This window comes from Pantoea sp. PA1 (assembly GCF_056856975.1).
In genome coordinates this window covers 170,643-190,453 of sequence record NZ_JBXGEE010000001.1, presented here as the reverse complement: position 1 = coordinate 190,453, position 19,811 = coordinate 170,643, and the positions used below count along the sequence as shown (strand labels likewise).

17 protein-coding genes are annotated in these 19,811 nt (G+C 54.0%); 10 read left to right on the top strand and 7 right to left on the bottom strand.

The window, feature by feature from the left end; genetic code table 11:
• Positions 1–24: 24 nt before the first annotated feature.
• The 5 genes from lon to bolA all read right to left on the bottom strand — a co-directional run bounded on the left by lon (position 25) and on the right by bolA (position 6,843).
• Positions 25–2,379 (bottom strand): endopeptidase La, encoded by a 2,355-nt coding sequence (gene lon / locus AC1V0D_RS01060; protein ID WP_046101355.1) that lies wholly within the window; start codon positions 2,377–2,379, stop codon positions 25–27.
• A 186-nt stretch (positions 2,380–2,565) separates the two neighbouring features.
• Positions 2,566–3,837 (bottom strand): ATP-dependent protease ATP-binding subunit ClpX, encoded by a 1,272-nt coding sequence (clpX, locus tag AC1V0D_RS01055; RefSeq protein WP_009091705.1) that lies wholly within the window; start codon positions 3,835–3,837, stop codon positions 2,566–2,568.
• A gap of 134 nt (positions 3,838–3,971) precedes the next feature.
• Complete coding sequence (gene clpP / locus AC1V0D_RS01050; RefSeq protein WP_009091707.1) at positions 3,972–4,595, bottom strand: ATP-dependent Clp endopeptidase proteolytic subunit ClpP; 624 nt, start codon at positions 4,593–4,595, stop codon at positions 3,972–3,974.
• Positions 4,596–4,930: 335 nt separating this feature from the next.
• Positions 4,931–6,235: a trigger factor gene (gene tig, locus AC1V0D_RS01045; protein ID WP_009091709.1), complete on the bottom strand. Its 1,305-nt coding sequence runs from the start codon at positions 6,233–6,235 to the stop codon at positions 4,931–4,933.
• A 293-nt stretch (positions 6,236–6,528) separates the two neighbouring features.
• A complete protein-coding gene (gene bolA / locus AC1V0D_RS01040; protein ID WP_008924895.1) occupies positions 6,529–6,843 on the bottom strand; it encodes a transcriptional regulator BolA in 315 nt (104 codons plus the stop codon).
• Positions 6,844–7,129: 286 nt separating this feature from the next.
• On the opposite strand from bolA, the gene AC1V0D_RS01035 reads away from it, so the two are divergent.
• The 8 genes from AC1V0D_RS01035 to AC1V0D_RS01000 all read left to right on the top strand — a co-directional run bounded on the left by AC1V0D_RS01035 (position 7,130) and on the right by AC1V0D_RS01000 (position 15,962).
• Complete coding sequence (locus tag AC1V0D_RS01035) at positions 7,130–7,708, top strand: lipoprotein (RefSeq protein ID WP_009091711.1); 579 nt, start codon at positions 7,130–7,132, stop codon at positions 7,706–7,708.
• A gap of 61 nt (positions 7,709–7,769) precedes the next feature.
• Complete coding sequence (ampG, locus tag AC1V0D_RS01030; RefSeq protein WP_482906873.1) at positions 7,770–9,260, top strand: muropeptide MFS transporter AmpG; 1,491 nt, start codon at positions 7,770–7,772, stop codon at positions 9,258–9,260.
• A 444-nt stretch (positions 9,261–9,704) separates the two neighbouring features.
• Entirely contained in the window at positions 9,705–10,631 is a 927-nt protein-coding gene (gene cyoA / locus AC1V0D_RS01025; protein ID WP_046101354.1) for a cytochrome o ubiquinol oxidase subunit II, read from the top strand.
• Between the two features lie 4 nt (positions 10,632–10,635).
• Positions 10,636–12,618 carry a cytochrome o ubiquinol oxidase subunit I gene (cyoB, locus tag AC1V0D_RS01020; RefSeq protein WP_009091717.1) on the top strand — a complete coding sequence of 661 codons (1,983 nt, stop codon included), beginning with the start codon at positions 10,636–10,638 and terminating at the stop codon, positions 12,616–12,618.
• Positions 12,618–13,235 (top strand): cytochrome o ubiquinol oxidase subunit III, encoded by a 618-nt coding sequence (locus AC1V0D_RS01015; RefSeq protein WP_009091720.1) that lies wholly within the window; start codon positions 12,618–12,620, stop codon positions 13,233–13,235. Before cyoB ends, AC1V0D_RS01015 begins: the two co-directional genes overlap by 1 nt.
• Positions 13,235–13,564: a cytochrome o ubiquinol oxidase subunit IV gene (locus AC1V0D_RS01010; RefSeq protein WP_008924889.1), complete on the top strand. Its 330-nt coding sequence runs from the start codon at positions 13,235–13,237 to the stop codon at positions 13,562–13,564. Before AC1V0D_RS01015 ends, AC1V0D_RS01010 begins: the two co-directional genes overlap by 1 nt.
• Before the next feature lie 13 nt (positions 13,565–13,577).
• Positions 13,578–14,465 (top strand): heme o synthase, encoded by an 888-nt coding sequence (gene cyoE, locus AC1V0D_RS01005; RefSeq protein ID WP_009091722.1) that lies wholly within the window; start codon positions 13,578–13,580, stop codon positions 14,463–14,465.
• Positions 14,466–14,597: 132 nt separating this feature from the next.
• Complete coding sequence (locus tag AC1V0D_RS01000; protein ID WP_009091724.1) at positions 14,598–15,962, top strand: MFS transporter; 1,365 nt, start codon at positions 14,598–14,600, stop codon at positions 15,960–15,962.
• A gap of 227 nt (positions 15,963–16,189) precedes the next feature.
• Here AC1V0D_RS01000 and AC1V0D_RS00995 read toward each other — a convergent pair whose 3' ends face one another.
• On the bottom strand, positions 16,190–16,681 hold the full coding sequence (locus AC1V0D_RS00995) for a YajQ family cyclic di-GMP-binding protein (protein ID WP_009091726.1): 492 nt from the start codon (positions 16,679–16,681) through the stop codon (positions 16,190–16,192).
• A gap of 135 nt (positions 16,682–16,816) precedes the next feature.
• Here AC1V0D_RS00995 and panE point away from each other — a divergent pair, with 135 nt between their 5' ends.
• Both panE and yajL read left to right on the top strand, forming a co-directional pair.
• Positions 16,817–17,737, top strand: coding sequence for a 2-dehydropantoate 2-reductase (panE, locus tag AC1V0D_RS00990; RefSeq protein WP_009091728.1), 921 nt, complete (start codon positions 16,817–16,819; stop codon positions 17,735–17,737).
• Positions 17,691–18,287 carry a protein deglycase YajL gene (gene yajL / locus AC1V0D_RS00985; RefSeq protein ID WP_009091730.1) on the top strand — a complete coding sequence of 199 codons (597 nt, stop codon included), beginning with the start codon at positions 17,691–17,693 and terminating at the stop codon, positions 18,285–18,287. Before panE ends, yajL begins: the two co-directional genes overlap by 47 nt.
• A gap of 51 nt (positions 18,288–18,338) precedes the next feature.
• Here the strand turns inward: yajL and thiI are convergent, their stop codons facing one another.
• Positions 18,339–19,787 (bottom strand): tRNA uracil 4-sulfurtransferase ThiI, encoded by a 1,449-nt coding sequence (gene thiI / locus AC1V0D_RS00980; RefSeq protein ID WP_140923314.1) that lies wholly within the window; start codon positions 19,785–19,787, stop codon positions 18,339–18,341.
• Positions 19,788–19,811 lie beyond the last annotated feature (24 nt).

Genomic DNA, 19,811 nt, shown 5'->3' with positions numbered 1-19,811 from the left:
TTTAACGGTTTATGCCGCTAATCACTATTTTGCTGTTGCGACCTGCATACCGTATGGCGCATTTTCCAGTGCCAGATTCAGCACCTCTTCAATGCGTTTCACCGGATGAATCGCCAGATCGGCAATCACGTTCTGAGGAATATCTTCCAGATCACGCTTGTTGTCGTCCGGGATCAGTACGGTTTTGATGCCACCACGGTGTGCGGCCAGCAGTTTCTCTTTCAGGCCGCCAATCGGCAACACCTGACCACGCAGGGTGATCTCACCGGTCATCGCCACATCGGCGCGCACCGGGTTACCGGTCAGACAGGAGACCAGCGCGGTGCACATCGCGATACCGGCACTTGGGCCATCTTTTGGCGTCGCGCCTTCCGGAACGTGAACGTGAATATCACGTTTTTCGTAGAAGTCACCATTGATGCCCAGCTTCTCGGCACGGGCACGCACCACGGTCAGCGCAGCCTGAATCGACTCCTGCATCACTTCACCCAGCGACCCCGTATAAGTCAGCTTGCCTTTACCCGGCACACAGGCGGTTTCGATGGTCAGCAGATCGCCGCCCACTTCGGTCCACGCCAGTCCGGTCACCTGACCGACACGGTTTTCGCTGTCAGCACGGCCATAGTCGAAGCGCTGAACGCCCAGGAAATCCTTGAGGTTCTCGCCATCGATGGTGATGTGCTTTTTCGTCTTGTCCATCAGCAGTGACTTCACCGCTTTACGGCACAATTTCGACAGCTCACGCTCAAGGCTACGCACCCCGGCTTCGCGAGTGTAGTAGCGAATGATGCCGATGATGGCGCTGTCTTCAACCGTAATCTCACTGGCCTTCAGGGCGTTACGCTCAATCTGCTTCGGCAGCAGATGCTGCTTGGCGATGTTCAGTTTTTCATCTTCGGTGTAACCCGACAGACGAATCACTTCCATACGGTCAAGCAGCGGAGCCGGAATGTTCATGGAGTTTGACGTGGCCACGAACATCACATCGGAGAGGTCATAGTCGACTTCCAGATAGTGATCGTTGAACGCAATGTTCTGTTCCGGATCGAGGACTTCCAGCAGCGCCGACGCCGGATCGCCACGCATGTCAGAGGACATCTTGTCGATTTCATCCAGCAGGAACAGCGGGTTTTTCACCCCGACTTTTGCCATTTTCTGAATGAGTTTACCCGGCATTGAGCCGATGTAAGTACGACGGTGACCACGGATTTCCGCTTCGTCACGCACGCCACCCAGTGCCATACGCACATATTTACGTCCGGTCGCTTTGGCGATCGACTGACCGAGGGACGTTTTACCTACCCCTGGCGGTCCAACCAGGCAGAGAATCGGCCCTTTGATTTTGCTGACGCGACTCTGAACCGCAAGATACTCGAGAATACGATCCTTCACGCGCTCCAGGCCGTAGTGATCGGTATCCAGTGTCTCCTGCGCTTTACGCAGATCTTTCTTCACTTTGCTGCGTGCGTTCCACGGAACCTGCACCATCCAGTCGATGTAGCCACGCACTACGGTCGCTTCCGCCGACATCGGAGACATCATTTTCAGCTTCTGCAGCTCGGCTTCGGCTTTCTCACGCGCCTCTTCCGGCATTTTTGCCGCGTCGATTTTGCGTTTTAACGCTTCATATTCGTCCGGCGCGTCATCCATCTCGCCCAGCTCTTTCTGAATTGCCTTCATCTGCTCATTCAGATAGTACTCGCGCTGGCTCTTCTCCATCTGCTTCTTAACACGGTTGCGAATACGCTTCTCAACCTGCAGCAGATCGATTTCAGATTCCATCATCGCCATCAGATATTCCAGACGTTCGTTAACGTCGGACATCTCCAGCACAGACTGTTTGTCTGCCAGTTTCAGTGGCATATGTGCAGCAACGGTGTCGGCAAGGCGCGCCGCATCGTCAATATTGTTCAGTGAAGTCAGGACCTCAGGTGGGATCTTTTTATTCAGTTTGATGTAGCCTTCAAACTGGTTGATCGCCGTGCGCACCAGCACTTCCTGCTCGCGCTCTTCAATTTCCGGCGAAACCAGGTATTCAGCTTGTGCCACAAAATGGTCACCGTTATCGGCCAGCGTCGTGATATGGGCGCGCTGTAAACCTTCGACCAGAACTTTGACGGTGCCATCCGGCAGTTTCAGCATTTGCAATACTGATGCCACGGTCCCTACTGAAAAGAGATCGTTAATGCCAGGTTCATCCGTTGAAGCCTCTTTCTGTGCGACCAGCATGATTTTTTTATCATGATCCATTGCGGCTTCAAGGCACCGAATTGATTTTTCCCGGCCAACAAACAACGGAATTACCATGTGCGGATAAACCACCACGTCGCGCAGCGGCAACACGGGGATTTCAATGCGTTCAGAACGCTCAGGATTCATAGAGCTCTCTCTTTGTTTAATGTCCGCCAGGTGATGGGAACCGCATCAGGCAGGTATGCAGTTAAACCCACAGGTATCTGAGTATATGGGGATGATTGTCTGACATTCAACGTCACAGAGGCGAGAAAAGCAAAAGGGGAAACATTTTCCCCTTTTTTAAGATAACAATGTGGACGATCTGTTTAATTATTCGCCAGATGCCTGCGCTTCGTGCTTGCCGTAAATCAGCATCGGTTCAGACTGACCGTCAATAACTGACTCATCAATCACTACTTTTTCGACGTCATCCATAGAAGGCAGGTCATACATCGTTTCCAGTAACGCGCCTTCAACGATCGAACGCAGACCACGTGCACCGGTTTTACGTGACATCGCTTTTTTCGCGATAGCGGTTAACGCCTCGTCACGGAACTCCAGCTCAACGCCTTCCAGGTTGAACAGCGCCTGGTACTGTTTGGTCAGGGCATTCTTCGGCTCACGCAGAATCTGAATCAGGGCTTCTTCACTCAGCTCGCTCAGGGTCGCCACAACAGGCAGACGGCCGATGAACTCAGGGATCAGACCAAATTTGATTAAATCTTCAGGTTCACACTGTGAAAGCAGTTCGCCTTCGCTGGCTTTCTGCGATTTCCCTTTCACGGTTGCGCCGAAGCCGATACCGGATCCGGTTTCAACACGCTGCGAGATCACTTTGTCCAGACCGGCGAATGCGCCGCCACAGATAAAGAGAATTTTAGAGGTATCAACCTGCAAAAATTCCTGCTGAGGATGCTTACGTCCGCCCTGCGGTGGAACCGCGGCCACAGTACCTTCAATCAGCTTCAGCAGCGCCTGCTGAACACCTTCGCCTGACACGTCACGGGTAATCGACGGGTTGTCAGACTTACGTGAAATTTTATCGATTTCATCGATGTAGACGATGCCGCGCTGCGCTTTCTGCACGTCATAGTCACACTTCTGCAGCAGCTTCTGGATGATGTTTTCGACATCTTCACCCACGTAACCCGCTTCAGTCAGCGTGGTTGCATCAGCCATGGTGAACGGCACATCCAGCAGGCGCGCCAGCGTCTCAGCCAGCAGCGTTTTACCACTACCGGTCGGACCAATCAGCAGAATGTTACTTTTGCCCAGCTCAATACCGTTGCTGGTATCGCCATTGCGCAGACGTTTGTAGTGGTTGTAAACCGCAACCGCCAGCACTTTCTTCGCTCTCTCCTGACCGATGACATAATCATCAAGGTGATGGCGAATTTCATGTGGGGTCGGCAACGCACTGCGTTCACGATGCGGGGCAACTTCTTTGATCTCTTCGCGAATGATGTCGTTGCACAGGTCAACACACTCATCGCAGATATACACTGACGGCCCGGCAATCAGCTTTCGCACTTCATGCTGGCTTTTGCCGCAAAAAGAGCAGTACAGCAACTTTCCTGAACCGTCTTTGCGCTTATCTGTCATCAGTTAACCTCTTCTTGTTCTCAGGCCGTACCTGCGTACGGCGCAGGCCGTGCAGTGACGGCCGAAATTCATTCAACCCGTAATAGTACCGTTGTCCTGTTAACTATAGACCAGGGACAAGGGTAAGTCGGGTCTTATTGGCGATGCGTCAGAATTGAATCGACTAAGCCATACTCTACCGCTTCACTGGCAGAGAGGAAACGGTCACGCTCGGTGTCGCGCTCAATTTCTTCCAGCGATTTACCGGTGTGCTCAGCCATCAGCTCATTCATACGCTGTTTCACCTTCAGGATCTCGCGCGCATGGATTTCGATGTCTGACGCCTGGCCCTGATAGCCGCCCAGCGGCTGGTGGATCATGACGCGTGAGTTTGGCAGGCAGAAACGTTTACCTTTGGTCCCCGCGGTCAGCAGGAAAGCGCCCATGGAACAGGCCTGGCCCATACAGATGGTGCTGACATCCGGCTTGATGAACTTCATGGTGTCGTAAATCGACATGCCAGCCGTGATCACGCCGCCCGGTGAGTTAATGTAGAGATAGATATCTTTTTCCGGGTTTTCCGCTTCCAGAAACAGCATCTGCGCGACGATCAGATTCGCCATATGGTCTTCGACCTGGCCGGTCAGGAAGATCACACGCTCTTTCAGCAGACGGGAGTAAATGTCGTAAGAACGCTCACCACGCGAAGTCTGTTCAACAACCATTGGCACCAGCGCATTGTGCGGTGCAGTATATTCACGATCGCCACTGTATGACATTACCGTCTCCTGGATAAATTTCATTGGCAACATTCTGTACCGATTCTACGAAAGACGCGCGGGAAACTCCACGCCACGTCTCTTTCCGACACCTTCAGGACGGTTAATCAGCCAGCCTCACTCTTCTTCCTGCATACTCCCTATATCTGGGGATAGTGCACGCCTGTTTCAAGCATAACAATCTTTTCCCTGTTCGCTAACCCGGAAAAAGCGATGCGTGAATAATTTGCTGGTTAATTAAGCAAATAGAGGGGGAGAATAGCGTGCTGAGCGTCAAAACAAAAAAGCCCGCGACTTTTCAGTCACGGGCTTAGCACATACCGTTAAAGGTCTGATCAGGCCTGAGCGGTCTGGTTCATCAGATCCTGGAAGTTGGTCTCTTTCTCGGTCACTTTCGCTTTCGCCAGGACCGCTTCAACCGCCTGCTCTTCCAGCGCAACGTTGCGCATGTTGTTCATCAGCTCGTTATTCTTGCTGTAGAACTCGATCACTTCCTGCGGATCTTCATACGCAGAAGCCATCTCTTCGATCATGGTGTTAACGCGTGCTTCATCCGCTTTCAGCTCATGGGTACGAATCACTTCGCCCAGCAGCAGGCCGACAACAACACGGCGTTTCGCCTGCTCTTCGAACAGTTCACGAGGCAGTTCCAGCGCCTGCTGCTCGTTGCCACCAAAACGCTGTGCAGCCTGACGACGCAGAACGTCGATTTCGCTATCAACCAGCGCAGCAGGAACGTCGATTTCGTTAGCCGCAACCAGACCGTCGATCGCCTGAGATTTGATGCGGTTACGGATAGCGCCTTTCAGCTCGCGATCCATGTTCTTACGGACTTCAGTGCGCAGACCGGCAACAGAACCATCTTCAACGCCGAAACGTTTGATGAACTCTTCAGTCAGTTCTGGCAGCTCGCGCGTTTCAACTTTCTTCAGCACGATCTCGAACTTCGCGTCTTTCCCTTTCAGGGTTTCTGCGTGGTAGTCGTCCGGGAATTTCACGTCAATGGTGAACGTCTCGCCCGCTTTGTGACCCACGATGCCTTCTTCAAAGCCTGGGATCATGCGGCCCTGGCCCATGGCCAGAACGAAATCAGAGGCTTTGCCGCCTTCGAACTCTTCGCCGTCAACGGAACCGTTGAAGTCGAGGGTCGCGCGATCTTCTGCACCGGCCGCTGCGTCGCTTTCAATCCAGTTAGCCTGCTGCTTGCGCAGGGTATCCAGCATGGTGTCAACGTCAGCATCGGTAACTTCAACCAGAGGTTTTTCGACTTCGATGTTTTCCAGGCCTTTCAGCTCAACTTCCGGATACACTTCGAACTCAACCGCGTAGGTGAAATCCTGACCTTCTTTGTACTCGCCTGGCACGTAGTTAGGTGCGCCAGCCGGGTTGATTTTTTCTTTGATGATGGCGTCAACGAAGTTGCGCGTCATCAGCTCGCCCAGCACGTCCTGGCGGACAGAAGCGCCGTAACGCTGTGCGACGATGTTCATCGGCACTTTGCCTTTACGGAAACCATCGATGCGAACTTTCCTGGCAACGTCAACCAGTTCTTTTTTTACTGCGCTTTCGATGCTGTCAGCAGCGACAGTAATCGTAATGCGACGGCCCAGGCCCTGAGTGGTTTCTACAGAAACTTGCATCTTGTTACCTCAAAAAATCACGTGCTCGGTCAACTTCAGACACCACACATCGTGAAATGCGCCGTATCCAACAACCGGGACGGCTTCCGTGAAGAGAACCTGATCCCTGTTACCAGAAGCGTCCCGAAGACATTCCGGAAAAATAGACGCAGCATTATAGCGGCATCGCTGGAATGAGTCGAGGATGGTAACTCACCACTTTTCAGCAGCTTTGCTGCTTTTTTGAGCCAGGGATCGCGTTTTTCGCTAAATAAACGAAAAAACGGCCCGCAGGCCGTTTCAGAGAAGGGAGATCAGGCGAGGGTTCCGGCCCCACGACAGTTCGGCGAAGCCAGCACGGTATCCTGCAATCCTTCCCACTCTTTCAGTGTGTAGGTGTGCAGGGCTAAGGCATGGACGCTGCCGGCGAGTTCTGCCGCCAGTTCGCCATAAATCAGACGGTGACGCGCCAGAAAGCGCTGGCCTGCAAAGCAGTCGCTGACAATGACCACTTTGAAGTGACTTTCGGAACCGGCAGGCACATTATGCCGGTAACTTTCGTCATGCACTTCCAGATGAGCTGGCTGAAATGCCACACGCAGCTTTTCTTCTATTTGTTCGCGGATCATGGCTATTACTCCTCAATGGCGAGCGCGGTGCCCCATCTCATTCAATCTTAGTCGCTTTTACTGCGCTTACCCGTCAGCCGACACGAAATATTCGCTCAGGCGTCGGCCAGCTTCCGGCGCGCATCATAACGCAGCTGAAACGAACAGCAAACAGACACGCCAGTGACCCTGCGCAAAACATCTTCAGAGACAATTTCCCCTGGCGCAGGGCTTTTTTCACTGCCGGGCAATGCTATGATGAACGCCATTTTTGCAAACCAACCCCCTGACACCAACGAGAAAAAGTATGTTGAAAAAACTGTTATTCCCCCTGTTGGCTGCGTTCATTTTAGCCGGCTGTGCAACCAGCAATAATACCCTCACCATTCAGCCTAAGATTGAGCTGCCACAGCGCGATCCGGGCCTGATGGCGGTCACCGTCAGCATCAACGGAGCCGATCAGCGTCAGGATCAGGCGCTGGCAAAAGTGAACCGTGACGGTCAGCTGGTGACCCTGACACCATCGCGCGACCTGCGTTTCCTGCTGCAGGAAGTGCTGGAGAAACAGATGACGGCACGTGGCTATATGGTGGGACCGAATGGCGCGGTCGATCTGCAGATCGTAGTGAACAACCTCTATGCTGACGTTACCCAGGGCAACGTGCGCTACAGCATTACCACCAAAGCGGATATCTCTATCATCGCTACCGCCAAAAACGGCAGCAAACAGGTTAAAAATTACCGCCAGACTTACAGCGTAGAAGGCGCGTTCAGCGCAACGAACCAGAAGATTACTAACGCGGTCAACGCCACCATGAGCGATGTCATCGCAGACATGGCACAGGACACCAGCGTCAACGACTTCATCAAACAGAACGCGCGTTAATTTCGCCTCTCCTCTGCCCGGCATGATGCCGGGCATCGTGTTTGTTACCGGCAGGATCCGCATGAACCACTATCTTCGCCTCTTCAGCCAGAAAAATGCCGCCGTACTGCTGCTGCTCGGTTTCGCCTCCGGCCTGCCGCTGGCTCTGACATCCGGCACGTTGCAGGCGTGGATGACGGTGGACAATGTCGATTTGAAAACCATCGGTTTCTTTTCGCTGGTCGGCCAGGCCTATGTCTTTAAGTTTCTCTGGTCGCCGATGATGGACCGCTACACGCCGCCGTTTCTGGGCCGGCGTCGCGGCTGGTTGCTGCTCAGCCAGCTGGCGCTGGTCGGGGGCATTGCGGCGATGGGGTTTCTGCAACCCAGCCGGGATCTGACCCTGATGGCGGCTCTGGCGGTGCTGATTGCCTTCTGCTCCGCCTCACAGGACATTGTCTTTGACGCCTGGAAAACCGATATTCTGCCACCTGAAGAGCGCGGCAGCGGCGCGGCGATAACCGTGCTGGGTTACCGGCTGGCGATGCTGATTTCAGGCGGGCTGGCGCTGTGGCTGGCTGACCGTTATCTCGGCTGGCAGGCGACCTACTGGCTGATGGCGCTGATGATGGTGCCAGGCATTATCGCCACGCTGATGGCGAGCGAGCCGGACACCCATATTTCCACGCCCCACTCTCTGCGTCAGGCTGTTGTCGACCCGCTGAAAGATTTCTTTCAGCGCAATAACGCCTGGCTGCTGATTACCCTGATTATTCTCTACAAGCTGGGCGATGCTTTTGCCGCCTCCCTGACCACCACCTTTCTGATTCGCGGCGTCGGCTTTAATGCTGGCGATGTCGGTCTGGTTAACAAGACGCTGGGCCTGCTGGCGACCATCATTGGTGCGCTCTATGGGGGTGTCGTCATGCAGCGCCTGAGTCTGTTCCGGGCACTGATGATTTTCGGCCTGCTGCAGGCTGCCTCAAACTTCGGTTACTGGCTGCTGGCGGTGACGGATAAACAGCTGTGGAGCATGGCCAGCGCGGTCTTTGTGGAAAACCTCTGTGGCGGCATGGGCACCGCCGCCTTTGTGGCGCTGTTGATGACCCTCTGCAACAAATCGTTCTCCGCGACCCAGTTTGCCCTGCTGTCAGCGCTTTCTGCGGTGGGCCGGGTTTACGTCGGTCCGGCTGCGGGCTGGCTGGTTGAACTCTGGGGCTGGCCAGCCTTTTATGCCTTCACCGTCGTGGCGGGCGTGCCGGGTCTGTTGCTGCTGGCATTTTGCCGTCAGACGCTAAATCAGGTCGAGCAGAGTGGCAAATTCCTGACACGAAGCTACTATCCTCTTGGCTATCGCTGGACGAATCGTCTGTTTGCAGCAGGCTGTGGCGTGTTGGGACTCTGGCTGGTGGCGCTGGCGCTGGATGCGCTGGGGCTCACTGCGCTGGCTGCCCTGCTGCCACCCCTGTTTGGTACTGGCATGGTGCTCGCGTTGCTGGCCGTATTGTCGGGTCTGCTGCTCGACTACCGGGCACTGAAACGAGCGCCTGCCCTGCCCGCGTCAGATGCTTAAGTGAAATCGATGGGTTAACGGCTGCGGCTTATTTTTTTGTCAACGGACCAGGCCGCCGTCATTTATCATCGCCTGTTATTTTTCGAAAATAAGAATATGGCCTGAGGAGGGGGAGCGGAAATACTAAAAACCGGTGAGCAATTACTTTAGTTAAATTTCATCACACAAATGATGCAGACTTGTTAAATATTTGGGCGTTAAAAGTAAGGGTTATTCCTTTCCCTGATTTTTTTGCGGTTACTTCCATTGGTTTTTGTTATATTGGTGCCAACTGCTTGTCTGCGTTAACTATTTGTCACCTGACGCAACATCTGTGACACCCTTAGCAAAAGGTGTCAACACGCATCTGACACATCCTTAAGCTGGTTTACACTGCATAAACCTTCCCGTAAAATGCGCGCACACTTAAACGACAATAGAGCCCTTTGTCATTGAGGTCGTTAAATGAGACTCAGTAAATACAATAAAAGTTTGGGGATTTTGTCATTAATTGCAGGCACTTTATTAATGAGTGGCTGCGATAGTGCATTGTTAAATCCCAAAGGACAGATTGCACTGGAGCAACGTTCGCTGATACTGACTGCCTTTGGCCTGATGTTGATCGTCGTTATCCCCGCAGTCCTGATGGCCGTGGTGTTTGCCTGGAAATATCGGGCATCCAACACGAATGCGAAGTACAGCCCTAACTGGTCACACTCTAACAAAGTGGAAGCCGTGGTCTGGACCATTCCGATCCTGATCATTCTCTTCCTCAGCGTGCTGACCTGGAAATCGACCCATGCACTGGAGCCCAGCAAACCGCTGCAATCTGATGTAAAACCGGTTGAGATCGATGTGGTTGCACTGGACTGGAAATGGCTGTTTATTTACCCGGAACAGGGTATTGCAACCGTGAACCAGATTGCCTTCCCGGCAAACACGCCAGTTAACTTCAAAATCACGTCTAACTCCGTCATGAACTCTTTCTTCATTCCAACGCTCGGCAGCCAGATTTATGCGATGGCCGGTATGCAGACCAAGCTGCATCTGATTGCGAATGAGCCAGGGACTTTCGACGGTATCTCTGCGAACTTCAGTGGTCGCGGTTTCTCTGGCATGAAGTTCAAAGCCATTGCAACCAAAGACGATGCGGAATTCCAGCAGTGGGTAGCAAAAGTTAAAGCAGCACCTAACACGCTGACCACCATGGAAGATTTCGAGAAAGTTGCTGTACCAAGCGAAAACCACCCGGTGGAATATTTCTCTTCAGCGAATCCTGAACTGTTCAAGCAAGTTATCGCTAAGTTCATGACCAGCCACGGGAAGATGGACATGCCTGAACATGAAGGTATGGACATGAGTCACGCCGCTTCCGCGGGAGCCGAGGAATAATACGATGTTCGGAAAATTAACACTGGATGCAGTGCCGTACCATGAGCCGATTATCATGGTCACGGTCGCCGGTATCATTTTAGGTGGTCTGGCACTGATTGCCGCCATCACCTATTTTGGTAAATGGCAATATCTGTGGTCTGAATGGCTAACGTCTGTCGACCATAAAAAACTGGGTATCATGTACGTCATCATGGCATTCGTCATGCTGCTGCGTGGTTTTGCTGATGCCATCATGATGCGTACCCAACAGGTAATGGCTTCGGCCGGTGAAGCGGGCATTCTGCCACCGCATCACTACGACCAGATCTTTACGGCGCACGGCGTCATTATGATCTTCTTCGTGGCGATGCCTTTCGTGGTTGGCCTGATGAACATCGCCGTTCCGCTGCAGATTGGTGCACGTGACGTTGCGTTCCCGTTCCTGAACAACCTGAGCTTCTGGTTTACCGCGGTCGGTGTGATCCTGGTTAACCTGTCGCTGGGTGTGGGCGAGTTCGCGCAGACCGGCTGGCTGGCTTATCCGCCACTGTCCGGCGCGGAGTACAGTCCCGGCGTCGGGGTCGACTACTGGATCTGGAGTCTTCAGCTCTCCGGTATCGGTACGACCTTAACCGGTATTAACTTCTTCGTGACCATCCTGAAGATGCGTGCACCGGGCATGAGCCTGTTCAAAATGCCTGTCTTTACCTGGACTGCGCTGTGCACCAACGTCCTGATCATCGCTGCGTTCCCGGTTCTGACCGTGACACTGGCGCTGTTGACCCTTGATCGTTATCTCGGCTTCCATTTCTTTACCAATGAAATGGGCGGGAACATGATGATGTACGTCAACCTGATCTGGGTCTGGGGTCATCCGGAAGTGTATATTCTGGTTCTGCCGGTCTTTGGTGTGTTCGCAGAAATTACCGCGACCTTCTCCAAAAAACGTCTGTTTGGCTACACCTCACTGGTGTGGGCGACCATCGCGATTACCGTGCTGTCGTTCATCGTCTGGCTCCACCACTTCTTCACCATGGGTGCGGGTGCGAACGTTAATGCCTTCTTCGGTATCATGACGATGATCATCGCGATTCCGACCGGGGTTAAAATCTTTAACTGGCTGTTCACCATGTACCAGGGTCGCATCCAGATGCACTCTGCGATGCTGTGGACCGTTGGCTTCCTGGTAACCTTCTCTGTAGGGGGTATGACCGGCGTACTGCTGGCCGTTCCGGGTGCTGACTTCATTCTGCACAACAGCCTGTTCCTGATTGCACACTTCCATAACGTTATCATCGGTGGTGTTGTCTTCGGTTGTATGGCGGGCGTGACCTACTGGTTCCCGAAAGCCTTTGGCTTTACCCTGAACGAAACCTGGGGCAAACGCGCCTTCTGGTTCTGGATCATCGGCTTCTTCGTTGCCTTTATGCCGCTGTACGCGCTGGGCTTCATGGGTATGACCCGTCGTCTGAGCCAGGATATCGATCCACAGTTCCACCCTCTGCTGGTGGTCGCTGCGGTCGGTGCAGGTCTGATTGCAATGGGTATCCTGTGTCAGCTGACCATGTTCTACGTTTCGGTCCGTGACCGCGACCAGAACCGTGATCTGACCGGTGACCCGTGGGGCGGTCGTACGCTGGAGTGGGCAACCTCTTCACCACCACCGTTCTATAACTTTGCTGTGATCCCGCATGTGCATGAGCGTGACGCTTTCTGGGAAATGAAAGAGAAAGGCGAAGCGTACAAGCAGCCGGAGTCGTATGAAGAGATTCATATGCCGAAAAACAGCGGTGCTGCACTGGTTATCTGTGCGTTCGCGACGGTAATGGGCTTCGCGCTGATCTGGCATATCTGGTGGCTGGCAGGTCTTTCATTCCTCGGCATGATCGTTACCTGGATCGTGAAGAGCTTCGACGAAGACGTGGATTACTACGTTCCGGTTGCTGAAGTTCAGAAGATTGAAAACCAGCACTTTGACGAAATCAGCAAAGCAGGTCTGAAATAATGTCAACTGAAACTCTGATTAAACATCACCACGACGCCCATGCGGAGCATGGGCATCACGATGCAGGAGCCAATAAAGTCTTTGGCTTCTGGATCTACCTGATGAGTGACTGCATTATCTTCGCAACCCTGTTTGCGACCTATGCCGTCATGGTCAACAACACTGCCGGTGGCCCGGCAGGTAAAGATATCTTTGAGCTGCCGTTTGTTCTGGTAGAAACCGCCCTGCTGCTGCTGAGTTCCATCACGTACGGCATGGCTGTTATCTCCATGAACAAGGAGCAAAAAGGTGCCGTTATCGGCTGGCTGGCGCTGACCTTCCTGTTTGGTCTGGGCTTCATCGGCATGGAAATCTATGAATTCCATCACCTGATTGCGGAAGGCTTTGGTCCGGATCGCAGTGGCTTCCTGTCTGGCTTCTTTACGCTGGTCGGTACCCACGGTCTGCACGTGACCTCGGGTCTGATCTGGATGCTGGTGCTGATGTTCCAGATTTCTAAACGTGGCCTGAACGCGACTAACCGCACCCGTATCATGTGTCTGAGCCTGTTCTGGCACTTCCTGGACGTGGTCTGGATTTGCGTCTTCACCGTTGTTTACCTGATGGGAGCCATGTAATGAGTCATTCTGTTAACGAACATGGCGCTTCACACGGTAGCGTGAAGTCCTACATGATCGGCTTCATCCTCTCTATCATCCTGACGGCAATCCCGTTCTGGATGGTAATGGATGGCAGTGCATCTCACGGTACTATCCTCGGTGTTGTTCTGGTCTGTGCGGTCATCCAGGTGCTGGTTCACCTGGTTTACTTCCTGCACTTAGACAGCAAATCTGAGGGTGGCTGGAACATGGTAGCCATTGTTTTCTCGGCCATCATCATCCTGATTGTCGTAGTAGGCTCACTGTGGATCATGTGGAACCTCAACTACAACATGATGCCTCACTAAAGAGTCACGCGTAATGTTTAAGCAATACCTGCAAGTTACAAAACCAGGAATTATTTTCGGGAATTTAATTTCTGTGATCGGCGGATTCCTGCTGGCCTCTAAAGGCAACACGGATTACGCCCTGTTTCTCATCACCCTGGTGGGCGTGTCACTGGTGGTTGCATCGGGTTGTGTTTTCAACAACGTGATCGACCGCGACATCGACATCAAGATGGAGAGAACCAGGAATCGGGTGCTGGTAAAAGGCCTTATCTCCGCGAAAGTAAGCCTGGTTTATGCCACTGTGCTGGGTATTGCTGGCTTTGCGTTGCTCTACTTCGGTGCAAATCCGCTGGCCATGTGGCTGGCGGTGATGGGCTTCGTGGTTTACGTGGGCATCTACAGTCTCTACATGAAGCGTCATTCCGTTTACGGTACGCTGATTGGCAGTCTGTCGGGTGCTGCACCGCCGGTTATCGGCTACTGTGCGGTATCCAATGAGTTTGATGCCGGTGCCTTAATCCTGCTGGCGATCTTCAGCCTGTGGCAGATGCCGCATTCGTACGCGATTGCCATCTTCCGCTTCAAAGATTACCAGGCGGCGAACATCCCGGTACTGCCGGTGGTGAAAGGGATCTCCGTAGCAAAAAATCATATTACGCTCTATATCCTGGCGTTTATGATTGCCACGCTGATGCTGACGCTGGGTGGCTATGCCGGCTACAAATATCTGGTGGTGGCCGCTGCGGTCAGCGTCTGGTGGCTGGGCATGGCGTTATCCGGTTATAAAACCGCTGACGATCGTGTCTGGGCGCGTAAACTGTTTGTCTTCTCTATCGTGACGATTACCGCGCTAAGCGTGATGATGTCAGTAGATTCGATGGCTCCGGCCTCGAAGGACCTGCTGACTTACGTCTGGTAACGGACACCGTAAGAGCATGAAAAGGGCGCGATTTTCGCGCCCTTTCTTTTTGTTACGACTGCTTAAAAACTATTGTTTTACCCGCCCTGCCCCGCCCCCTAGAATAAATGCAGCACATTAACAGAGGTTGGAATGAACGATAATAAAATGACTCCGGTGGAGCTGCGCGCCACATGGGGCCTCGGTACGGTCTTTTCCCTGCGCATGCTGGGAATGTTTATGGTCCTGCCGGTACTGACCACTTATGGCATGGCATTACAGGGCGCGAGTGAAACGCTGATCGGCTTGGCGATTGGTATCTATGGCCTGGCCCAGGCGATTTTTCAGATTCCTTTTGGTCTGCTTTCCGATCGCATCGGGCGAAAGCCGTTGATCGTGGGCGGACTGCTGCTGTTTGTTCTGGGTAGCGTTATTGCTGCCTGCACGGACTCTATCTGGGGCATTATTCTGGGCCGTGCGCTGCAGGGCTCCGGCGCAATTGCCGCTGCCGTGATGGCGCTGCTCTCCGATTTGACGCGAGAGCAGAACCGCACCAAAGCGATGGCCTTTATCGGCATCAGTTTTGGTGTCACCTTTGCGATTGCGATGGTCGTCGGTCCGGTCGTTACGCACGCGTTAGGGCTGCAGGCGCTGTTCTGGATGATTGCGATCCTGGCCTCGCTGGGTATCGTCATCACGCTGCTGGTGGTGCCATCCACCCCGCATCATGTGCTGAACCGTGAATCGGGCATGGTCAAAGGCAGCTTTCGCAAGGTGCTGGCGAATCCGCGCCTCGTGAAGCTGAATATCGGTATTTTCTGTCTGCATATCCTGCTGATGTCGAGCTTTGTCGCCTTGCCGGGGCAGTTTGAGCAGGCGGGTTTCCCGGCCCCGGAACACTGGAAAGTCTATCTCTCTACCATGCTGATCGCCTTTGCGGGCGTGGTGCCGTTCATCATTTATGCCGAAGTGAAGCGTCGCATGAAGCGCGTCTTTGTGGGCTGCGTCGGGATGATCGTTATTGCTGAGATCGTGCTGTGGGGTGCGGAAGGCCATTTCTGGACGCTGGTCGTTGGGGTTCAGCTCTTCTTCTTCGCTTTCAATCTGATGGAAGCCATTCTCCCTTCGCTGATCAGTAAAGAGTCGCCTGCCGGTTACAAAGGAACGGCGATGGGCATTTACTCCACCAGTCAGTTCCTTGGCGTAGCCGTTGGCGGCAGCATGGGCGGCTGGGTGTTTGGTCATTTCGATGCACAGACCGTGTTCATGGTCGGCGCAATGGTGGCTGCGGCCTGGCTGTTTGTCAGTATGACGATGCAGGAACCCCCTTATGTGAGCAGCCTGCGCATTGTGCTGAGTGACGCGGCACTGGCTTTGCCGAATCTGGAGCAGCGCCTGAAAGCGCAGAAAGGGGTGAACTCCGTGTTTATCGTGCCGGAAGAGAAAAGCGCGTATATCAAAATTGATAGCAAGGTCACCAGTCGGCCAGAGCTGGAAGCGCTGCTGGGGAGTTGCTGATAAAAGGCCGGTTTGCCGTGGTAGTGTTGAGATCGGGCTGGCTCAGGGAACAGGGTCAGATCGGAAAGTCGCAAAAGCCGCACCCCTCTTACAGACGACTCATAAATTCAAAGGCTTAGGGAACCAGAACGTAATCATCCAGACGACATCCGGTTCGATAACAAAAAACCCGGCCTGAGCCGGGTTTTTCATAACTGCCTTCAGGCCCAAAAAACAGCCTGTCCCGCTTAATCGCGGAAGTTTTTAAACTGGAATGGCTGCCCCAGATTGCTGCCGCGCACAATCGCCATTGCGCTCTGCAGATCATCGCGCGCTTTGCCGGTCACTCGTAACGCTTCACCCTGAATCTGGGTCTGTACTTTCAGCTTACTGTCTTTGATCAGCTTCACCAGTTTCTTCGCTACGTCGCTCTCAATGCCCTTCTTCAGTTTGGCATCGACCGCCCAGCTTTTACCGCTGTGCTCAATCTCTTCCGGCACCTCTAAGGCACCGCCTTCAATCCCGCGCTTCAGTAACTTCTCACGCAAAATATCGACCAGCTGTTTAACCTGGAAATCAGACTCGCTGGTGATTTTAATGGTTTCATTCTTTTCGTTGAGCTCAAACTCGGCGCTCACGTTGCGGAAATCGAAGCGGGTAGACACCTCACGGTTGGCATTCTCCACCGCATTGCGAATTTCCTGCAGATCGACTTCTGAAACAATATCGAAAGATGGCATCTCTTCTTCTCCTGACGCTAAAGTGACATGCATAATACGCGTCTTACGGTGCTAAATAAAATCAGGCTGTGCACGACGCTATACTCATGGTGTGACAGTAAATAATAAATGGATAGCCCGCCAGCGGGAGGCAGTATGAAAATTACCGTGTTAGGGTGCGGTGCTCTGGGTCAGGTCTGGCTGACAGCGCTCGCCCGTCAGGGACACGAGGTGCAGGGATGGTTGCGGGTGCCGCAGCCCTATTGCTCGGCCAATGTCGTCGACCCGGAAGGCAACATAGCCAACCGCACCTTCATCGCTAACGATCCGCTGTTTCTGGCGGAAAGCCAGCTGCTGCTGGTTACGCTAAAAGCGCCACAGGTGTCGCCCGCCGTGAAAAATCTGGAAAGCGTTCTGCCGGAAAACTGCCCGGTGCTGCTGCTGCATAACGGCATGGGCACGCTGGAGGAGCTTAAAGGGTTAACTCAGCCGCTACTGCGCGGCGTCACGACGCACGCCGCGATGCGTGATGGCACCGTCATCAAACACATCGCCAGCGGCATCACCCACATCGGCCCCGGTAACCGCAAAAGCGCTGCTTACAGCGATCTGGCCGACATCTTGCACCATGCCCTGCCCGATGTCGCCTGGCATGACAACATCCGTGCGGCCTGCTGGCGCAAGCTAGCGGTGAACTGCGTGATCAACCCGCTCAGCGTGGAATATGAGTGCCAGAACGGCGCGCTGCGTGCGTATCCGGAACAGATTGCGCAGTTATGCGAAGAGATCAGCTGGGTCATGGAGCGCGAAGGCCAGAACGTAGCCAGCGAAAGCCTGCAGGATATTATCTTCGACGTGATTGAAAGCACGGCGGCGAACACCTCTTCCATGCTGCAGGATATCCGCGCGCAGCGGCTCACCGAAATCGACTACATCAGCGGCTTTTTACTGCGCCGCGCCCGGACGCACGGCCTGGTGCTGTCGGAGAACACCCGTCTGTATGACATTGTAAAACGCAAGGAGTCCCATTATGACCGCGAACGCATCGGTGCTGGTTTGCCTGGCACATGGCAGTGAAGAGACCGAAGCCGTCACCACCATCGACCTGCTGGTTCGTGCCGGGCTGAATGTCGTCACCGCCAGCGTCGAAAGCGATGGCAGCCGGGAGATCGTCTGCTCACGCGGTGTCCGCCTGCTGGCTGACGCCCCGCTGGTCGAGGTCGCCGACAACGATTTCGCCGCCATTGTCCTGCCCGGTGGCCTGAAAGGCGCGGAGACCTTCCGTGACAGCCCGCTGCTGGTCGAAACGGTGCGTCAGTTTCATCTCAGCGATAAAATCGTTGCGGCGATTTGTGCGGCGGCAGGTACGGTGCTGGTTCCCCACGATCTGTTCCCTGTCGGAAACATGACCGGCTTTCCCGGCTTAAAAGAGACCATTCCGGCGGAGAAATGGATGGAGCGCCGCGTCGTCTGGGACCCGCGGGTAAAACTGCTCACCAGCCAGGCACCCGGCACGGCCATGGATTTTGCGCTGAAGCTGATCGATCTGCTGGTGGGAAAAGAAATGGCGCGCGACGTTGCCGCCCAGCTGGTGCTGGCACCCGGCATTTATGACTATCAGGCGTGATCAGGCTCATCAGTCAGACCCCGATAGGGTCTGACTGACCGTAAGCCAGCACTACGGGCGGTAGACTTTCACGTTCTTAAAGCCCTGCTCATGCAGATAGAGGGCCTGCAGACGGCTCATCACGCCGCGATCGCAGTAAAGCAGCCAGGTGCGGTTCTGATCGAGATCGCCAAACTGCGTGCTGAGTTTGTAGAACGGCAGTGATTTCACCTCCGTTGCCTTCAGATCAAGCGGATTCTCTTCCTGCTCGTCGATGGCGCGGATATCCAGCACTACGTCGTTTTCACTCAGCAGCGCGACGGTTTCAACTTCCACCACCTCCTCTTCTGTCTGCTCAGCGATGGTGCGGATATCGACATTGGTCGCCTCTTCCACCACGCGATCCAGAATCGTGAAGTCGAAATTCTGCTCTTCTGCCTCGATCTTCGCTTTCACCGCCTTCACTGTCGGGCTTTTGGAAATCACCCCACAATATTCCGGCATGGTGCTGGCAAAATCTTCGGTACCGATCTCCCGGGCGACTTTGATGATGTGCTCTTTGTCGTGAGAGATCAGCGGACGCAGAATCAGCGTATCGGAGGCGTTATCAATCAGACGCAGGTTGGTCAGCGTCTGGCTCGATACCTGTCCGACTGCTTCACCGGTGACCAGCGCCTGTACGCCGTAACGCTCAGCCACGCGGGAAGCGGCACGCACCATCATGCGCTTCAGCACCACGCCCATCTGACCGTCATCCACTTTTTCCAGGATCTCACCGACGACCGGCTCAAAATTGATCGCCACAAAACGCACCCGGTGCGAACGGCCAAAGCGGTTCCAGAGATAGTGCGCGACCTGACGGACGCCAATCTCATGGGCGGCGCCGCCAAGATTAAAGAAGCAGTAGTGTACGCGGCTGCCGCGACGCAGCAGCATGTAGCTGGAGACGCCGGAGTCAAAGCCACCGGAAATCAGCGACAGCACATCTTCCTGTGTGCCGATTGGGAAACCGCCCAGCCCCTCATAGCGTGCGGTCACCAGCGTCAGCTGATTCTCGTCCACTTCGAGATTAACCGTTACCTCCGGGTTTTTAAGCTGCACACGGGCGCTTTCGATGTGCTGGTTCAGCCCGCCGCCCACATAGCGCTCCACATCCTGCGAACTGAAGCTATGCTTACCACGACGTTTAACCCGAACGCAGAAGCTCTTCCCTTCGAGGCTGTCGCGATACTGCGCTAAGGTCTGTTCGAAGATGTGATGAATATCGGTGTACTCGCGATCTTCAACCGCTAAAACGTGATGAATCCCCGGAATGCGCGTCAGCTCATCGGGAATAATGTCCCGCAGCGCATCGTTTTTTGAGCGCACTTCAATGTGATCCCAGTAACGCACAACGGCGATGTCGTCGCTGACGGTTTTCAGGACGTTACGGATATTGCTGGCAAGAATCTTGATAAAGCGCAAACGCACCGACTGACTCTTGATGGTGATTTCAGGAAATAACTTGATGATAAACTTCATGGCGACACAGCTTCGTTGGGCAAA